This is a genomic window from Mycetohabitans sp. B8 (genome assembly GCF_021991875.1).
Taxonomy (GTDB): domain Bacteria; phylum Pseudomonadota; class Gammaproteobacteria; order Burkholderiales; family Burkholderiaceae; genus Mycetohabitans.
Genome location: NZ_JAHLKR010000018.1, coordinates 58531 through 75053 on the forward strand (window position 1 = coordinate 58531; position 16523 = coordinate 75053).

The following is a 16523-nucleotide window of genomic DNA, read 5'->3' on the forward strand; positions in this document are numbered from 1 at the left end:
TCGAAGTACTGATTTCTTTTGGATGGATTCTTTTAGGCCGTTGATCACCATCACCCGCTCGCCAATCAGGCGCTCGATCCACTCGTTCTACGATTCCAGCTAATTGAGCCGACGCGCGTCCGGTGAATAAAAATGGCATTTCCAGTGTCGCGTACATTTAGCACTCGACGGCATCGTGACGGCTCTCGGCAGCTTCACGTCACGCGCTGCCTTCCCCCAGTTGTGCAGGGTCTGTTTCGGTACTCTCAGCGTTGTTGCCACTGTTGCCATGCTTTTTTGACCGGCTTTTACCAGTCAAACTGCTTCCAGCTTGAATTCGAGCGTGACTCGACATCTAGACCCTTCTTGCTTGATTTTTATTCTAGGCAAGGGATTCGTTTCTCACAGGCAAATTCAGAGATCGATATTAAACCGACTTTTTATTATTGTGTTTCACATTCCTAATGATATCGTGACGCGATCTATTGTGAAGGGCCTACTACGTTCACCTGTGTGCCCGCGTGTATCCACTCCCATGCGGCCTCTACGCAAAGATTGTGTAATAAATTCTCTATCTTTACCGACGCTCCGTGCGAAATGGGCCAGCTTCATGCGCTCCAAGCTACGTGTGTACGGTGCGGCCGGGAATGGTGGAATGTAACTGAACCCGCACCATCACTTATTCGATCCGCACGTTATTTCGGCTGCTTGCTGCTTACTATTGCCAGCTTCGCACAAGCTTCTTCAAAATGTGAGTTGCCAACAGACGATGTAACAACTTCCGCATATTGGCATTACACTATCCGCCAAGAACATGACGGTCAAAGTCCACCGCTGTGCTCAGCTTCCCACTTTTAGCTAATCTGGTGTGTGGCCTCACTTCGTATTGCGCCGTTTTTTATCGACTGCCGAGCTTACAGATGGACTTTGACCTGAATGTCGCTTTGAACGACTCCCGAGCCTACATGTGTGCATTGGAGTCGTGCCCGCAGCCTGCTGCGTCGGCACTCCCGTCGATACTGAAACCAGCAAGCGGTAGGCTGGCGAGCCCGTTGGCCAGCTGGCCCGCGACGTATCATGACCTGCCGCGCGAACTCATTGAACGGATCGGTGACTACGTGCCCGTTCAAGACGTGAGAAATTTTTCAGCAGTCGATCGTCGTACGTATCATGCGATGCAAAGTCGGCGGTTAGTCTACCGCTACTGGCAACGAGCCAACCAAGCCGTCAGTCTCGCGTCAGTCAACCAGCTGCTCAATGAGATGGATGGCACGCTCGCCGATCCGGCGCAGCACGTCGAGCCGCTTGACGCGCTGCGCCAGCGCCTGCAAGCATTGCCGGAGGCCGAGCAAGGCGAGGCGTTCAAGCGATTGTTCGCAGCCGCGCAGCGCATTCCGAAGGATGGCGTGCAGATACAAAAAGCGCTGTTGCTGCATACATTGCGCGATTTCCATTGGAGCCAGCGGGATGAATTATTCGACTTCGCTTACGCGATGGCGCAGCGGCGTGCGCCCGAGCAAGACAATATCTGGACGGAACTCGCTGACAGTTTGGAATTCTTGTTGTTTGGCTCTGCTGAGTTTGCCAAGCGTTATCAGGCGCTCGTGGCTCGGCTTGCGTCCTTGAGAATGTCCGAGCAAGCGGAGCTGATCCCGGTATTGTGTAGGCGAATGATTCACTTTGGTGGAAGCGACGACCGTCTCCCTGGGCTGTATGCGGTATTACGCGAACAAGCGTTGCAACTGCCCCCCTCTCATCAAGGCGAATCGGTTGGCATGTTAGCCAGTGCCATATGGGCTTTGCCGCACGCGGAGCGGCTCGCACAGTACACGCAGCTGCGTGATGTGGCGCTGTCGCTGCCTGACGAACAGTTGAGCATTGCGCTACGCGATCTTCTGGAGGGGTTGACGGATTTACCTCGTGAGCACCACGCATACGAACTTCAGTTACTGGAGCCGGCATTGCTGCGCATACTGCCAGCGCAGCGCGCGCAGGCCGCACTCGGCCTACTAACGTATACCTACAAACTAGACGATGCACTGGTAAAGTGGGTTTGGCAGCAGGGGTTGAGCCTACTGAATGGCGCGGGCGAAGCTGCCTTATGGGACGTGCTCAGCAAACTTCGGGCTAAGTGGTTGCTATCTAATTTAAACGATCGTCAATGGAATATGGTGACGGGTGAAATCACCCGATTTATGGAAACCAACCAGTTCTCCGAGTCGGCTCGAGCGCGGATCCAGGACAGCGCGCTTTGGCTTAGAAGTCTGCCACATTAACCCGTGGCTGAACACGCGATAGTGTCGTCCGCGTTCGACTCGGCCCCCAACCGTGTCCTTGTCCTCGAGCCTAACCTCGATGGCGACGACGAATTGATCTTTTGAGGCGTAGTCAAGATAATTCTTGCATGCCGGTTGCCGATGACCAGGACACGCCCCCGGCTTAAGTGAAGAGCGTTGCCGGTGGCACCACTTGCTTATCGGTGTGTAGTGCACGACGTTCAAAGAAACGCTCAACCGCATATTCGATTGCTAGCGCATCGCGCTGAATCTCGACAATTTGGCGGCCTCGGCGACCGCGTAGCGTGCCACGGCCATTCTCCCACTGCGTCACAACGCAACTCGTAGTCTGCTTGCGGTTGTGGAAGATCAATGTGCCAAGCGCCTCCCCGGCGCGAGCGCCAGTCTTGCCTTAGCCGCGTGCTGGCGCTCGCACAGCTCACGCGCCGCGAAATACTGGCGCGCGTAGTACACTTCCATGCTGGAGTCGCCGCACTCGACGCAGTCGCACCCGCGCTCAAGCAACGCTGGCGTCAAGCGATGGCGCATAGTATCCGCTACCACTTGGTAGACGTCGCAATTGTAGGAGAGACCCGATTTGAGCGCTACGTGCGTCGCATCAATTAGCTCCTACATTGGAGCGCTAGGCGGCACCTGCAACGCAATCGATATTCCAGCCTCATGCGTAGCCAACGCACGATCTTCGGCAGGCGCGGCGTGGTACGCCGCGCTCTGTACATGGCAGCGCTTGTCACCGTTCAATTCAATCCAGTCATCAAGACGTCTTACGACCGCCTCGTGAGCGCAGGAAAACCGAAGAAGGCCGCGTTGGTCGCCTGCAAACGGCTGACCGTCCTCAATGCAATAGTCGAGGCAGACAAGCCGTGGAATGCGTCACTTCTGCATCGGGCTAAAAATACTTGGCCATCAAGACAGTTGCTTATCGTGTCATGCAAATGCCAAGACGCGCTCACTGCAAGTTTTCAAAGACGGCTGCGATACCCTGGCCACCGCCGATGCACATCGTCACCAGCGCATAACGGCCGCCGATGCGCTGCAACTCGTGGATCGCCTTGACGGCAATCAGCGCGCCGGTCGCGCCGATCGGATGGCCGAGCGAGATACCTGAGCCGTTCGGATTGACCTTTGCGGGATCCAGTTCAAGCTCGCGGGTGACCGCGCACGCCTGGGCGGCAAACGCCTCGTTCACCTCGATCACGTCGAGCGCACCGACCGCAATACCGGCCTTTTGCAACGCGAGCCGCGATGCGGGCACCGGGCCGATTCCCATGTAGCGCGGATCGACACCGGCATACGCATAGGTCACCAGCCGCGCGAGCGGCTTCAAACCGCGGCGCTGCGCATGCGCACGCTCGGTGAGCACCAGCGCGGCGGCGGCATCGTTGATGCCCGACGCATTGCCCGCGGTCACTGTGCCGTTCTCCTTTAAGAATACCGGGCGTAGCTTGGCCAGTTGCTCCAACGTCACGTCGTGGCGCACGTGCTGGTCGGTATTGAACACAACTTCGCCTTTGCCGGCCTTGCGCATAACCGGCACGATCTGGCCGGCAAAGTAGCCGTTCTTAATCGCGTGTGCGGCGCGCCGGTGGCTTTCGACCGCGAGCTGGTCCTGATCAGCGCGGCTAACGCCGTGCTCGGCGGCGACATGCTCGGCCGTCACCCCCATATGATACGAATGGAAAGGATCGGTCAGCGCACCGGTCATCATGTCAACCAGCTTGAAATCGCCCATGCGCTGGCCCCAGCGCGAAACCTGCGTCGAATGCGGCGCCCGGCTCATGTTTTCCGCGCCGCCGGCTACCGCGACGTCCGTCTCACCGAGCAGGATCGACTGAGCAGCCGACACTACGGCTTGCAGCCCGGAGCCGCACAACCGGTTGACGGTCAACGCGGGGGCATGCTGCGACACGCCGCCATCCAACGCCGCCACGCGCGCCATATACATATCCTTGGGCTCGGTGTTGACCACATGGCCGAACACCACATGCCCGACCTCGTCGCCCGCGACGCCGGCGCGGGCCAGCGATTCGCGCACGACCGTCGCGCCAAGCACGGTCGGCGGCACGTCCTTCAACGCGCCGCCGAATGTGCCGATCGCCGTGCGTACGCCCGAAACGATCACGACTTCTCTTTGCATGACAGCCTCCTGTCAGAGGGTCCAATATACACCGCGCCGCTGTGCGGCGTCACATGCTCGGGTAGCGGGGGCCGCGCGATCCGTATTGCTCGATCAGTTGCGCGCTGCGCGACGACGCGTAGGGCACATACCGTTCATGTCATCCATGACACCTATTATCGTACCGCTCATGCCGCGTGCCGTACTGGCGCCAATGCGCCTTCGCCATTCGCGGCGCTGACGATTGCCACACGCAGCGCGTCCGCCTGCGGCAGCACGTGATGGGCAAAGCAATGCGCGGTCGCGATTTTTGCGTCACAGAACACCGGATCCTGTGCCCGTGTGGCATGCGCCGCAAGCATCGCGCGCGCGAGCTGCCATCCACACAGCACGATGCCGAATAGTTTCAGGTACGGCACACTGCCAGCATAGACTGCATTCGGATCCGTCTTCGCGTGACCGATCACGAACTCGATCGATTCGGCCAGCGCAGCGCGCGCCGCCGCCAGGCGCTCGCGCATCGCCGCGAATACTGGCTCCTCGTGATGGGCTAGCTCGCACTCAGTGAGCGCAATCTGCTCGCACAGCCCGCGAGCGACCGCGCCGCCGTCGTGCACGGTCTTGCGACCCACCAGATCGTTTGCTTGGATGGCGGTCGTGCCTTCGTAAATCGGCAGAATGCGTGCGTCACGGTAATGCTGTGCGGCGCCGGTTTCCTCGATGAAACCCATGCCACCGTGGACCTGCACGCCCATGCTGGCAACCTCGACCGACAACTCGGTGCTCCAGCCTTTGACAATCGGCACCAGGAACTCATAGCGCCGCGCATATTGCTCCCGCACCGAAGCGTCCGGATGCCGATGCGCGATATCGCAGGCGGACGCAGCAAAGTAGTTCAGCGAGCGTGCGCCCTCGATCAATGCGCGCATCGTCATCAGCATCCGCTTGACATCCGGATGCTGGTCAATCGTTACTGCCTGCTTGGCCGAGCCATCGACCGGTCGGCTCTGCACGCGCTCGGCCGCATACGCAGCGGCCTGTTGGTAGGCGCGCTCAGCAATCGCCACGCCCTGCATGCCGACCGAGAACCGTGCCGAGTTCATCATGATAAACATGTACTCCAAACCGCGGTTTTCCTCACCGATCAGCTCGCCAATCGCCCCCCCGTGGTCACCAAACTGCAGCACCGCGGTCGGACTCGCGTTAATACCGAGCTTGTGTTCGATCGACACGCAATCCACGTCGTTGCGCACGCCCGGCACACCATCACCGCCGAACAGGAACTTCGGCACGATGAACAGCGAAATGCCCTTGATGCCCGGCGGCGCGTCGGGTGTGCGGGCCAACACGAGATGGACGATGTTGTCCGCCATGTCATGCTCGCCGTAGGTGATGAAGATCTTCGTGCCAAACAGCTTGTAGGTGCCGTCTGCCTGGCGTTGCGCGCGCGTGCGCACCAGCGACAGGTCCGAGCCGGCCTGCGGCTCGGTTAAGTTCATCGTGCCGGTCCATTCGCCGGCGACCAGCTTGGGCAGGTAGCGCGCCTTCTGCACGTCGCTGCCGGCAGTCAGCAACGCCTCAATCGCGCCATCGGTCAACAACGGGCAGAGCGCCCATGCCAGGTTCGCCGCATTGATCATCTCATTGCATGCAGTCGCAATGAGCTTGGGCAAGCCCTGTCCGCCAAATTCACGCGGATGCACGATGGCCTGCCAGCCGCCTTGCGCGTATTGGCTATAGGCCTGCTTGAATCCTGGAGTCGTGGTGACCGCCCCGTCGGCCCATGTGGACGGCTGCCTATCCCCGGTACGGTTCAGCGGCGCGAGTACCTGCTCGGCGAATTTTGCGGCTTCCTCAAGCACGGCTTGCGCGGTTTCGAGCGTCGCATCCTCATAGCCGGGCAGGCGGCTAACCGCATCGATGTCCGCCAACGCGGTCATCGTAAACAACATATCCTTGACTGGTGCACGATAGCTCATCGCTTGGCTCCTCTTCAAACATCGCAGCGTCGTCCACCCAAAGCGCACGGCCTGCCGCTGCTTTGCCACCGTACGCGCCGAACGCACACGGCGTTCGATCACACAACATCGTAACGACGAATGGCTACGGAGCCATTATCCAAAGCTGCCTTTTCATTGACAAAACGTGCCGCGCGCCGGTGATGTACCGCCTGCGACGAGCGGCCGAAGGCGCTAGCCTGCGTCGCCGCAGAAGTACGCCAACTGGCATGGGGCTGGCCGCGGCGAGTGCCAATGCTAGGCTCGGCACTCGCCGTGCTCGGTGGCAACACCGGCCACAGCGGCGTGCTGCTACGGCCGGCGATCCGTCAGCATTGGCAATGCCTGGCTGCCTATCGCGATTCCCGAGTTTGCAATCTCGGCTATCGGCACTGACGCGGTATGGCTCGGCGCGATCGAGTGACGGAGCACGCAGGTCCATGCGCCGGCATTCGAGCGGCTCGGCGACGATACGTGGACGAGGCAGATACGCGACGGGGAGTCCAGCCCTATCCCATCTGCCGGTACATAGTGGGCGTGCCGCCGGTCCAGTGACGAAACGCGCGGTGGAAAGCGCTCGGATTGTCAAACCCGACGTCGTAGGCAATTGCCGCGATCGCATCGTGCGAGCGAGTCAGCCGCTGAATCGAGATGTCGCGCCGTACCTCGTCTTTGATGCCCTGGAATGTCGTGCCTTCCGCCGCCAACCTGCGACATAGTGTGCGCACCGACCAATGCATCACGTCGGCAACCGCATCGACCGTCGGCACCGTCGGCAGGCTCTGCGCGATAAATTGGCGCACCCGGTGGCGCACCCAATCCTGGCTAAACGACACGAAAATCCAATCCTCTGGTGCCCGCGCGAGAAACCGCTGCAAATCGGCCTTACGACGCCGTATCGGCATGTCCAGATAGGTCGCCTCGAAACGCATTTCGGTACACCGAGCGGCAAAGCGCACTGGACCAGGAAACAGATACAAGTAGTCACGCGCGCGCGGTGGGCGTGGGCAGTCAAACTCCACGTCGATTAACGGAATGCGCATTGCCACCAGCCACGACGCGACACCATGGACCAATTTAAGCATCAACTCGCGGCCGAGTGGGCGAATAGTGCCGGAGTTCGGATTGTCCACCACGAGCGTCACGCGTCCAATACCGTCCTCGCGATGGGACTGTAGGCGGAAGTCGTCCAGGATCAAGTGAAAGAACTGACCGAAGCGATGCAGCGCGACTTCCAGGCGCGGCGCATCTAGCAAACTCAGGCACAGGTACTTGAGCGTGCCATTGCGCAGCGGTCGGCTGAAGATGCCGGGCATCTCGTCATCCAACTCAGTAGCAAGCAACCGGTATAGCGTGGAGAATTGCTCTTCGGTAACCCGCGCGTGCGGCTTTGCGAGCAGCGCACGCGGAATTCCCGAGCGTTCGGCAAGCCGAGCGACGGCGTGCGGATCCGCGCCGGCAAGAAAGCCATTCACCAAAGAGATCGGCACGGTGGCAACGAGCGGATTCGCGGCATCAGACATGTGACGAACAGGCATAAGCACGGCGGCAACGGCACGCTGAACCGGTATTGTGTCACAAGCATCATGGCGGCCCGCCGCCTCACCTGGCACCTGCGATAATACCGTTTTCCCCCGATATTGTTTCCAGGAGAAACGAAGTGACCGATCAGTCATCTCCTTCGTCGAGCGGGACGCCACAGCGCGTCGCGTTTCTCGGGCTCGGCGTGATGGGCTACCCAATGGCCGGCCATCTCGCCAAGGCCGGGCTGGATGTGACGGTGTACAACCGCACAGCGTCCAAGGCGCAGCAGTGGATTGCCGAATACGGCGGCCGGTCAGCGACCACGCCCTGCGAAGCCGCGCAGAGCGCTGACATTGTGCTCGCGTGCGTGGGCAACGATGATGACTTACGCAGCGTGACGCTAGGCGAGCAAGGCGCGTTCGCTGGCATGTCGCGTGACGCGGTGTTCGTCGACCATACAACTGCCTCGGCCAATGTCGCCAGGGAGCTATTCTCGATCGCCCGCGAACAAGGCCTGCATTTCCTCGACGCGCCGGTATCGGGCGGGCAAGCCGGCGCTCAGAACGGCAGGCTGACAATCATGTGCGGCGGCGACGCCGCAGTGTTCGAGCACGTCGCACCCACGCTACGGCACTATGGCGTCGCAGTCACACTGCTCGGCGAATCCGGCGCAGGCCAGTTGACCAAGATGGTCAACCAAATCGCGATTGCCGGCGTCGTACAGGGGCTGTCAGAGGCCATTCATTTCGGGCAACGCGCCGGGCTGGACATGCCGCGCGTACTCGAGGTCATCGGCAAAGGCGCGGCCGCGAGTTGGCAAATGGACAACCGCGGCAACACGATGATCGAAGGCCGCTTCGATTTCGGCTTTGCGGTCGACTGGATGCGCAAGGACCTAGCGATCTGCCTGGATGAAGCCAAGCGCAATGGTGCATCGCTGCCCGTTACCGCATTGGTCGACCAGTTCTACGGCGACGTTCAGGCGCTCGGCGGTCGACGCTACGATACGTCGAGCCTGATCGTGCGGCTGCGCAAGCTCAGCGCGTAACGGCGTCAGCCTTGAACATCGCCTTGATCCCGCGCACCGCCTGCCGTATCCGCGATTTGTTCTCGAACAAGGCAAAACGCATAGGGTCGTCGCCGTGGTCGCCGAAGCCGATCCACGGCGACACCGATACCTTGGTTCTGCAGCATCTGCTTGGCAACCTTGGAATGCCTTTCGATAACGAATACCCATGTGTATTGGGCCGCAACGCTACCTCGTTCAGCTTCGCGACGATGTGCGCGGGCGTTGCGCCATTCGAAACGCGTCAACGGCCGCACCCTCCCGCGCCCGTTTGAATACTGCATCGACGTCGAGCAAGAATCCTGGCGTTGCAATCGGCGGCAACTGAAGCGTCACCGGGCCGAGCACCTGCTGCAGTATCGTGCCCCATGCGCCGAGTTTTCCTTGTCGCTTCCGGGCCTCAATCATTTGATTGACCTGCCACTTTTCACTCATACTGAGCCGCCCGCAAGCCGACTTCAGTCTAGCTTGTCCTTCCTTCTGCGCATCTGCGTCTGAAATTTTGAGTTTGGACAGCGACGGAATACATCTGTTATCGAACACATCGAGAAACGACTCGAACACGGTGCAAGCATCGTGACGAACATGACCATCCTGGTTGCCGAACGCATGCGCTGGGCCTGCGTTGGAATCCGGCAGGTCTATCCTGTGTTGCAGCCGGTCGAGCATTTGCTGCAGCCGCCCCCAAGCAGGCTCTCCACGCTGGGCCAGGACATGCTGCATTGCCGCCGTCCGGGTCATGAACTGCCGCAGTTCAGGCGTCACAGCGCGATTGATATCCTGTCGCCTCACATAACGCTCAATGTCATCGCATAAATCGTCCAGTGTAATCAGCCCTTTGGGAGGCGACGATGCGGAATCGGCACGACCCCCATTGGCCGGGGCAACGGACTGCTGCACGGGACACATAAACATCAACGTAAGCAATAGGGCATCCTGGTTTCCTCTCATCTCCTTCGCATACGCCGACGGGCTGCCGCGGCGGCGTCCCGGTGTGATCCGAGATATGTTGGATAACGTATCGAGTGCTAGGTGTGCGCTGCGCGCACGCGGTGCGGCTTGGTCAACAGCCTGCGGCTCTTTGCGCCCTGCCGACGCACCCGATGACTTTTTCCCGGTGCGCAATGGCCAGCAACAGATAGACGAAAACACGTTCAGCATCAGGCGCTCCCTCACAGCAATTCTTTAGTACACAGCGTACCGCACCTTCATGTCAGGGGAGCTGACAATCACGAGCGCCCGGCTTGCAGAAGCGAAGCATAGTCCTCGGCGGCAAGCGGCAGCAGTTCGCGCTTGATTCCGCGGAACAGCGGACTGCCGCGCGGCTGTACCGACACAAAACGCCTCGGGTTGGGCAACTGGGCACGCCCCCGCGCTTTTGCGACGCGATACGCGAGGCAGTTCGACACGCCGATGTAACGCACACGACCGGATCGGACAATGACGTCCAGTGCCTCCAGCGTCTCGTCCAGCGGCGTATTCTTGTCGTCTCAATGCAGTTGATACAGATCGACATAATCGGTACCGAGGCGGCGCAGCAATGCATCGATGGCGTCGAGCAAATGTTTGCGCGACGCCCCTTGATCCCATAGCGCCGGTCCTACCTTGCCCACGGTCTTGGTCGCGACGATGCATGGATGGCGACGCCCCGCGAGCGTGGCGCACAATGGCACGGCGCGCGGCGGTCCCCCAGTAGCCAACACGCAGCCATCCAGTACACCGTGATTCAATAGGTGTGGCCAGCAACAACAAGCCGACGTGCAAAGAACCAGCGCGTCATAAACCGCGCTATCAAAGCGTGGCCAATGCGTCGTCCAGTTCTTCAGCGCGGGTCAGGCGCACGACACGCGCCCGCTCCTGCCCATCGCGCAAAAAAATCAACGTCGGCCACAGTTTCACACGAAACGAGCGTCCCAGCGGCCGCCCCGGCCCATCCTCGACTTTCAGGTGACGCATCGCCGGATGGCGTCCAAGCGCCTCGGCGATCATCGGCTGCGCGCGTTGGCAGTAGCCGCACCAATTCGTGCCAAATTCGATAACCGTCACGCCGGCGAGCGAGTCCAACTGCCCTCGGTCCGGCGCATCGGGTGTGTAGGGAAATGGCTCCACCAGTCATCACTCCCGCCATACGTTGCATTCGTCACAGCATAGCCGCATGCGGCAAAACCTGCAGCAGGAGAGCAGCAGACTGAGGGAGTAAGCCGGCACGCGGGCAGCGACTGGGCAGCAAGCCGGCACGAGGACAACCGGCTGCGCAACGAGTCAGCACGAAGGCAACCGGCCAGGCGGCGGGCCGGCAGAAGGTCAACCACCTGTGCAGCAAGCCACACGCGCCGGCAAGGGCACAGTGCTTGCTTGGCCGCATTCAGGTTGCGGAGCCCGTGCGCAATGCGCGTAGCGCGATTACAATCCGCGGCTTGAACGGTTCAGTGACGTCTGCGCCACAGGAGGAATGCTCGATGAGTGGAGTCGATCTCGATACCAGGGTTGAAACATACACTGTCAAGATTCGCGGGGCAGTGCAAGGAGTCGGGTTCCGGCATGCCGCGGTGCGCCGCGCGCATGCGCTGCAGGTACGGGGCTGGATCGCCAATCACGACGACGGATCGGTCGAGGCGGTCGTGCAAGGACCGGCCAATCAGGTGGACCTAATGCTGGAATTCCTGCGGCGCGGGCCGCCACGGGCCAAGGTGTCCGAGTTCATCGCGAACGAGGGCTACTCGGAGCGCCGGTACGATCGCTTCGAGCAGCATTGAGCGCGGTGCCAGATTAAGCGCTTGCGCAGTGGCCGAACACCCCCTAGCGGTCCCGGCCCTGCCGCTTCACGGGGTACAACGCGACATCGGCCTCATTGAGCAACACTTCGTAGCCGTGCAAGTCGGGACGGGCTACGGCAATCGTTACGCCTAAGATCCCGTCGCTCGTTGCCCCGGCGTGCGCGTACTGGGCGACGCTAGTGCCAGCCCGCCGCGCCATGGGAGTACGCCGAGTTGCAGCCTGTGCGGCCCGACATGACGCCAGCCGCCGACGGCCACGCAGGTCAACACACACCGGCACTCGGCGTTGCTGGCCGCCTAAGCGGCATCATGCGGCGTTGACAACAACAAGCACCCCAACGCACTAGCGCAAGAACGCCCAGGAGACGGACGCGCAGCAACCGTGCGGGACAACCGGGAGGCTTTGCTGTCTTCCGGCACAGTGGCCATCCGACCTTGCCCTGCTGCCGGGCATCGATGCCACCGACCGCTCCATCAGGCGGACGGTGGCCTGCACATCACCACGCACGTCTTCGCGCGGTTGTGCGCGGCTAACGATGGGCCGATCCGGCGCTTTACGGGCCCAGCTGTACGGCCAAGCTTTACGGGCCAACTTCCTATCGATTATCGCCACATCCGTTCAAAGACGATTGAAACACTATGGATGCGCAGCGCGATCGGACGGACAATTGAATGTTTCCGACACGTTGCCGATCATGAGCCGGACCGCCCGTCTGACGCCTTTGCTGTTGCTGTGCCTGCTGATCACCTATGTCGTCTGGGGCACCACATACTTCGCGATCTCAGTCGCGTTGCGGGCGATGCCGCCATTCATGCTGATGGCGTCGCGCTTCGCCGTTGCGGGCCTGTGCCTCGGCCTATTCGTGCTCGTGCGGGGCCGCACGCGGGCGAGCTGGCGGCAGGTGCGCAACGGCTCAATGCTCGGCGCGCTGATGTTGCTAGGTGGCATGGGCGGCATTGCGGTGGCCGAGCAGACCATTTCATCGGGCGCGACCACCGTAATGATCGCCGCCATGCCGATCGTCGCGATCGCGTGGCAACGACTGTTCGGCATTCGCCCGCGCGGCCACGAATTGGCTGCGATCGCTCTCGGCGCGGTGGGCGTGCTGGTGCTGACGTCGGGCGTCGAGTTCCGCGCCAGCGGCATGGGTGCAGGCGCACTGCTGTTGGCGATCAGTTGCTGGTCGCTGGGCACTCAGTTGTCGCGCTCGTTAGACTTGCCGCCGCCGGCGCTGGCCGTGACGATCGAAATGCTCGCCGGCAGTGTCATGCTGGCGCTGGCGTCGGCGCTCAGTGGCGAGTCGCTTGCGGCCGTGCCGGACGGCGCGCCGCTCGCGGCATGGCTATACCTGGTAACGATGGGCTCGCTGCTGGCGTTCTCCGCTTATATGTACTTGGCCAGTCGCGCTGCGCCGGTGCTGGCGACAAGCTACGTCTACGTCAATCCGCCGATTGCGTTGCTGGTCGGCGCGGCGGTGGGCGGCGAGCAGATTGTCCCGCAGACGCTGGGGGCCATCGCGCTGATTCTATGCGCGCTGGCCGTGCTCGGCTGGGGAACGTGGCGCCAACCGGTCGGCACTGCAAAAGACACGTGAGTTTTGGCGTGAGACTGTGCCATTTTTTCAAATTGAAAGGTAAAACGAAATAGAACAACGGGTGAAATCCGTCTTCGTCGCCGTGCCGGCCATGCTCGCATTTGATCGGCGCGTTCGATGAAATGGGTCGAGCCGTCGGACGAGGCCCGTTGAGGATGCGACAAGGCCCAACTCGATTTTCGAGCAGATCGGCTCAGTCGCTACCCGGCTCAGTCGAAGTTCAACGCCAGCGCGCGCGAGGCCATCGCCATGTGGGCGACTTCGATGATCGCGCGGACACGTTCGACATTGTCACGAATGATCTCGACAAGCCGCGCACCGATCGGGGCAAGCCGGTCACGCAGCGCTTCCTCGCTCAAGTCGGCCGGCAAGTTGAAAATAATGAATTGCATCTTGGTCTCCGTTGAAATGCGACGTGAAAGCCATGATGCAGCGCAATGCGCGTGCCAGGGGTAGCGACTCTGTGCGGTTTCGTAAGCGGATGTGACGGGCGGAACGCAGCGGCGCGTCGCTCCGATCGTCAATAGGCCACCGCCGGGCGCTTGCACGCGATTAGCATCGACAGCGTGCCGTCCGAGCGATTGCGCCGCAGCGTGTCGTAGCCGGCGTCGCCGCATTGGGCCTGCGCAAGGGCATCGCAGGACGCTCCCCCGTCGGCAAACGCGCATTGGATCAATTGAGTCGGCCGGCCATCGCCGGTGAACAGTGGCTGCGTCGATCCACAGCCGGACAACAGCAGTAACACCCCGATCCATCGTGCTGCCTTCATCTCACCTCGCTCAGTGTCGTGCGTCTTATCCCGGCCACCCGCGTCGGTTCAGTGAAGGCTGAAATCGACACGGGTCGTGGCCCCCTTATCGCTGATCCCATCGGCGTCCAGCTTCGGCGCGACAGTATAAATCCGCGCGGCGTCTACCTTGCCCTCGAACCATTGCCGCACCGCCGTCGCCCGATCCTGCGCCAACGCGCGCAACATCTGCTCGTCGACCGGCACATGCTCGGCCAGTAACTCGCGCATCTGCTCGGCAGGCAACGATTTGGCTAAACCGATGAAGTTGCGCTCCTTTTTGAAGTCCGCTGCCTTGTAGACCTGCGCGAGGTACTTTTCGTACTCGTCGCGGCTCACTTCGATGCGGGACGGAACGACGCTCTGTCCGTTGCCGGCAACGTCACGCATCTTGGCGCGGCGCACCTGTTGATCGACATAGGCCAGCCGCACCGCCAGCTCGTCGGCGGTAGGATCAACCCGTCCGATCATGTCCAGTTTTACTTCCGGCTTGTCGTTGAGCGCGTTGGCGATCGCCTCGAGCTTCTTTTCCTGATCCAGCGTGGCTTGGCCGATCCGGCCGCAAACTCGACATAGCCTAACTCCTGCGCGTGCGGCAGCGCCCTGTTAGATGCAGTACGTTAGCACAACGCTAGGCGAGGCTGGGGCAACGGGGTGCTGCAACGATGCGGCGGCACCCGGAACAGGGGTTGCGACAGCGGCTTATGGCAGCATGGTACCGGTTTGCGCCAGCCGCAGGTGGAACGAGAACGCCTGCGCCAAGTCGTGCGGCGTGTGCCCCTGGCCCTTGAGCGCATCGCGATAGTAGTCGCGCAGCAGATCACGGTACTGCGGATGCGCACACCGCTCGATGATCAACCCGGCCCGCTCGCGCGGCGCCAGGCCACGCAGGTCAGCCAAGCCCTGCTCGGTGACCACGATGTCCACGTCATGCTCGTTGTGATCGCAATGCGACACCATCGGCACGATGCTCGAAATCCGGCCGTCCTTGGCCACCGACTTGGTCGCGAATATCGCGCAGCATGCATTACGCGCGAAATCGCCCGAGCCGCCAATACCGTTCATCATGTGGGTACCGCCAATATGCGTGGAGTTCACGTTACCGTACAAGTCCACTTCAAGCGCGGTATTGACCGCAATCACGCCAAGCCGGCGCACAATCTCCGGATGATTGCTGATTTCTTGCGGACGCAACACCAGGCGATCGCGATAACGCGCGAGTTCACGCAACACCTGGCGCTGCCGTGCCGCCGACAGCGTGATCGAGGAGCCGGACGCGAACACCAGCTTGCCGGCATCCATCAAATCGAACGTGGAGTCCTGCAACACTTCCGAGTACATTGTCATCGCCTCGAATGGCGAAGCACACAATCCGCCCAGCACTGCGTTGGCGATCGTGCCGATACCCGCCTGAAGCGGCGGCAGTCGCGCCGGCAGGCGTGCGCGAGAGACTTCATGCTGCAGGAACTCGATCAGGTGTTGCGCGATGCGCGTGGTGTCGCTGTCCGCCGGCAACACGGCCGAGGAACTGTCCTCGTCGTTCGTGATGACAATGCCCGCGATCTTGTCCAAGGGGAGGTCGATCGTGGTCGTGCCGATCCGGTCACGCGGGTCGGTGATCGGCATCGGGGCGCGATCGGGCCGGCGAGCCGGAATACAGATGTCGTGCAAGCCTTCCAGCTCCAACGGCTGGGCCAGGTTCAACTCAATAATCACCCGCTTGGCCAGGATGGCAAAGCTAGCGGAATTGCCCACGGACGTGCTGGGTACAATGCCCCCGGACTCGGTAATGCCAGCGGCCTCGATGATGGCCACGTCCAACTGGCCGAGCAGATTGGCCCGCAGCATCTCGACCGTCTCGGACAGATGCTGGTCAACAAACAATGTGCGTCCTGAATTGATCTCGCGCCGCAACGTCGGGTCGGCCTGGAACGGCAGGCGGCGCGCCAGCATGCCGGCCTCGCTCAGCGCCTTGTCGTTGTCGTGACCGAGCGAGGCGCCCGTCATCAACGTAATGCGAGGCAGCGTCGGCTCAGTGCGAGCGCGCTCGGCCAGCGCAAGCAACACCGCCTTTGGATCACCGGCTCGCGTGAAGCCGCTGGTGCCCACGCGCATTCCATCGTGAACCAGGGCCGCCGCGTCGCGTGCGGACACGATGCGGTTGCGCAGGCTCGCGCATCGAATGCGTTCTTCATACATAGCGTTTCTGCTCCAACAATCTGACGAGGCCCTGGTTGACGGGGACCTGCTGCGGCCACGCTCGATCTATGTGGCGATTGGTCTGTGCGACCGCCCGCGGCAACATGCGACATGCGATAGGACCGACGCATTCCTTCGTCGCATTACGTGCCGCGGTCTGCGCAACGGCACGCTGACGCGCGTTCT

The 16523-nt window shown here is 61.4% G+C and carries 16 protein-coding genes and 3 pseudogenes; 6 read left to right on the forward strand and 13 right to left on the reverse strand.

The window, feature by feature from the left end:
• Positions 1 to 923: 923 nt before the first annotated feature.
• Positions 924 to 2255, forward strand: coding sequence for a hypothetical protein (locus KQH60_RS09635; RefSeq protein ID WP_368669333.1), 1332 nt, complete (start codon positions 924 to 926; stop codon positions 2253 to 2255).
• Positions 2256 to 2624: 369 nt separating this feature from the next.
• Here KQH60_RS09635 and KQH60_RS09640 read toward each other — a convergent pair whose 3' ends face one another.
• The gene (locus KQH60_RS09640) at positions 2625 to 2804 is read right to left on the reverse strand and encodes a hypothetical protein (RefSeq protein WP_237576253.1); all 180 of its coding nucleotides are present in this window, start codon (positions 2802 to 2804) and stop codon (positions 2625 to 2627) included.
• Between the two features lie 135 nt (positions 2805 to 2939).
• Here KQH60_RS09640 and KQH60_RS09645 point away from each other — a divergent pair.
• A pseudogene (locus KQH60_RS09645) lies at positions 2940 to 3122 on the forward strand (IS110 family transposase); the annotation flags it as partial.
• Between the two features lie 103 nt (positions 3123 to 3225).
• On the opposite strand, the gene bktB reads toward KQH60_RS09645, so the two are convergent.
• On the reverse strand, positions 3226 to 4413 hold the full coding sequence (bktB, locus tag KQH60_RS09650; protein WP_237576254.1) for a beta-ketothiolase BktB: 1188 nt from the start codon (positions 4411 to 4413) through the stop codon (positions 3226 to 3228).
• Positions 4414 to 4580: 167 nt separating this feature from the next.
• Entirely contained in the window at positions 4581 to 6371 is a 1791-nt protein-coding gene (locus tag KQH60_RS09655) for an acyl-CoA dehydrogenase (RefSeq protein WP_237576255.1), read from the reverse strand.
• A 273-nt stretch (positions 6372 to 6644) separates the two neighbouring features.
• Between KQH60_RS09655 and KQH60_RS09660 the strand changes: the two genes are divergently transcribed.
• Positions 6645 to 6785, forward strand: coding sequence for a hypothetical protein (locus KQH60_RS09660; protein ID WP_237576256.1), 141 nt, complete (start codon positions 6645 to 6647; stop codon positions 6783 to 6785).
• Between the two features lie 113 nt (positions 6786 to 6898).
• Here the strand turns inward: KQH60_RS09660 and KQH60_RS09665 are convergent, their stop codons facing one another.
• Positions 6899 to 7873 carry an AraC family transcriptional regulator gene (locus KQH60_RS09665; RefSeq protein ID WP_368669341.1) on the reverse strand — a complete coding sequence of 325 codons (975 nt, stop codon included), beginning with the start codon at positions 7871 to 7873 and terminating at the stop codon, positions 6899 to 6901.
• A gap of 176 nt (positions 7874 to 8049) precedes the next feature.
• Here KQH60_RS09665 and KQH60_RS09670 point away from each other — a divergent pair, with 176 nt between their 5' ends.
• Positions 8050 to 8961: an NAD(P)-dependent oxidoreductase gene (locus KQH60_RS09670; RefSeq protein ID WP_237576257.1), complete on the forward strand. Its 912-nt coding sequence runs from the start codon at positions 8050 to 8052 to the stop codon at positions 8959 to 8961.
• Here KQH60_RS09670 and KQH60_RS09675 read toward each other — a convergent pair.
• The 4 genes and pseudogenes from KQH60_RS09675 to KQH60_RS09690 all read right to left on the reverse strand — a co-directional run.
• A pseudogene (locus KQH60_RS09675) lies at positions 8951 to 9100 on the reverse strand (alanine transaminase); the annotation flags it as partial. The gene KQH60_RS09670 and the pseudogene KQH60_RS09675 sit on opposite strands and share 11 nt — an antisense overlap.
• Positions 9101 to 9177: 77 nt before the next feature.
• On the reverse strand, positions 9178 to 10140 hold the full coding sequence (locus tag KQH60_RS09680) for a hypothetical protein (RefSeq protein ID WP_237576258.1): 963 nt from the start codon (positions 10138 to 10140) through the stop codon (positions 9178 to 9180).
• An 86-nt stretch (positions 10141 to 10226) separates the two neighbouring features.
• Positions 10227 to 10610 (reverse strand): annotated as a pseudogene (locus tag KQH60_RS09685) (aldo/keto reductase); the annotation flags it as partial.
• A gap of 160 nt (positions 10611 to 10770) precedes the next feature.
• Positions 10771 to 11088 carry a thioredoxin family protein gene (locus tag KQH60_RS09690; RefSeq protein WP_237576259.1) on the reverse strand — a complete coding sequence of 106 codons (318 nt, stop codon included), beginning with the start codon at positions 11086 to 11088 and terminating at the stop codon, positions 10771 to 10773.
• A 350-nt stretch (positions 11089 to 11438) separates the two neighbouring features.
• On the opposite strand from KQH60_RS09690, the gene KQH60_RS09695 reads away from it, so the two are divergent.
• Complete coding sequence (locus KQH60_RS09695) at positions 11439 to 11735, forward strand: acylphosphatase (protein ID WP_237576260.1); 297 nt, start codon at positions 11439 to 11441, stop codon at positions 11733 to 11735.
• A 43-nt stretch (positions 11736 to 11778) separates the two neighbouring features.
• Here the strand turns inward: KQH60_RS09695 and KQH60_RS09700 are convergent, their stop codons facing one another.
• Complete coding sequence (locus tag KQH60_RS09700; protein ID WP_237576261.1) at positions 11779 to 11955, reverse strand: GGDEF domain-containing protein; 177 nt, start codon at positions 11953 to 11955, stop codon at positions 11779 to 11781.
• A gap of 469 nt (positions 11956 to 12424) precedes the next feature.
• Between KQH60_RS09700 and KQH60_RS09705 the strand changes: the two genes are divergently transcribed.
• Positions 12425 to 13351 carry an EamA family transporter gene (locus KQH60_RS09705; protein ID WP_237576262.1) on the forward strand — a complete coding sequence of 309 codons (927 nt, stop codon included), beginning with the start codon at positions 12425 to 12427 and terminating at the stop codon, positions 13349 to 13351.
• 209 nt (positions 13352 to 13560) lie between these two features.
• On the opposite strand, the gene KQH60_RS09710 is transcribed toward KQH60_RS09705, so the two are convergent.
• The 4 genes from KQH60_RS09710 to KQH60_RS09725 form a co-directional block, all read right to left on the reverse strand.
• The gene (locus tag KQH60_RS09710) at positions 13561 to 13743 is read right to left on the reverse strand and encodes a hypothetical protein (protein ID WP_237576263.1); all 183 of its coding nucleotides are present in this window, start codon (positions 13741 to 13743) and stop codon (positions 13561 to 13563) included.
• Between the two features lie 128 nt (positions 13744 to 13871).
• Positions 13872 to 14120 carry a hypothetical protein gene (locus KQH60_RS09715; RefSeq protein ID WP_237576264.1) on the reverse strand — a complete coding sequence of 83 codons (249 nt, stop codon included), beginning with the start codon at positions 14118 to 14120 and terminating at the stop codon, positions 13872 to 13874.
• Positions 14121 to 14168: 48 nt separating this feature from the next.
• Entirely contained in the window at positions 14169 to 14609 is a 441-nt protein-coding gene (locus KQH60_RS09720) for a hypothetical protein (protein ID WP_237576265.1), read from the reverse strand.
• Between the two features lie 231 nt (positions 14610 to 14840).
• Entirely contained in the window at positions 14841 to 16337 is a 1497-nt protein-coding gene (locus KQH60_RS09725) for an acetyl-CoA hydrolase/transferase family protein (RefSeq protein ID WP_237576266.1), read from the reverse strand.
• Positions 16338 to 16523 lie beyond the last annotated feature (186 nt).

Excerpts from the sequence above, each read along its gene's own strand:
- KQH60_RS09640 (WP_237576253.1), bottom strand. The coding sequence starts at position 2,804 with ATGCGCCATCGCTTGACGCCAGCGTTGCTTGAGCGCGGGTGCGACTGC.
- bktB (WP_237576254.1), bottom strand. The coding sequence starts at position 4,413 with ATGCAAAGAGAAGTCGTGATCGTTTCGGGCGTACGCACGGCGATCGGC.
- KQH60_RS09655 (WP_237576255.1), bottom strand. The coding sequence starts at position 6,371 with ATGAGCTATCGTGCACCAGTCAAGGATATGTTGTTTACGATGACCGCG.
- KQH60_RS09660 (WP_237576256.1), top strand. The coding sequence starts at position 6,645 with ATGCTAGGCTCGGCACTCGCCGTGCTCGGTGGCAACACCGGCCACAGC.
- KQH60_RS09680 (WP_237576258.1), bottom strand. The coding sequence starts at position 10,140 with ATGCTGAACGTGTTTTCGTCTATCTGTTGCTGGCCATTGCGCACCGGG.
- KQH60_RS09695 (WP_237576260.1), top strand. The coding sequence starts at position 11,439 with ATGAGTGGAGTCGATCTCGATACCAGGGTTGAAACATACACTGTCAAG.
- KQH60_RS09700 (WP_237576261.1), bottom strand. The coding sequence starts at position 11,955 with ATGGCGCGGCGGGCTGGCACTAGCGTCGCCCAGTACGCGCACGCCGGG.
- KQH60_RS09710 (WP_237576263.1), bottom strand. The coding sequence starts at position 13,743 with ATGCAATTCATTATTTTCAACTTGCCGGCCGACTTGAGCGAGGAAGCG.
- KQH60_RS09715 (WP_237576264.1), bottom strand. The coding sequence starts at position 14,120 with ATGAAGGCAGCACGATGGATCGGGGTGTTACTGCTGTTGTCCGGCTGT.
- KQH60_RS09720 (WP_237576265.1), bottom strand. The coding sequence starts at position 14,609 with ATGATCGGACGGGTTGATCCTACCGCCGACGAGCTGGCGGTGCGGCTG.
- KQH60_RS09725 (WP_237576266.1), bottom strand. The coding sequence starts at position 16,337 with ATGTATGAAGAACGCATTCGATGCGCGAGCCTGCGCAACCGCATCGTG.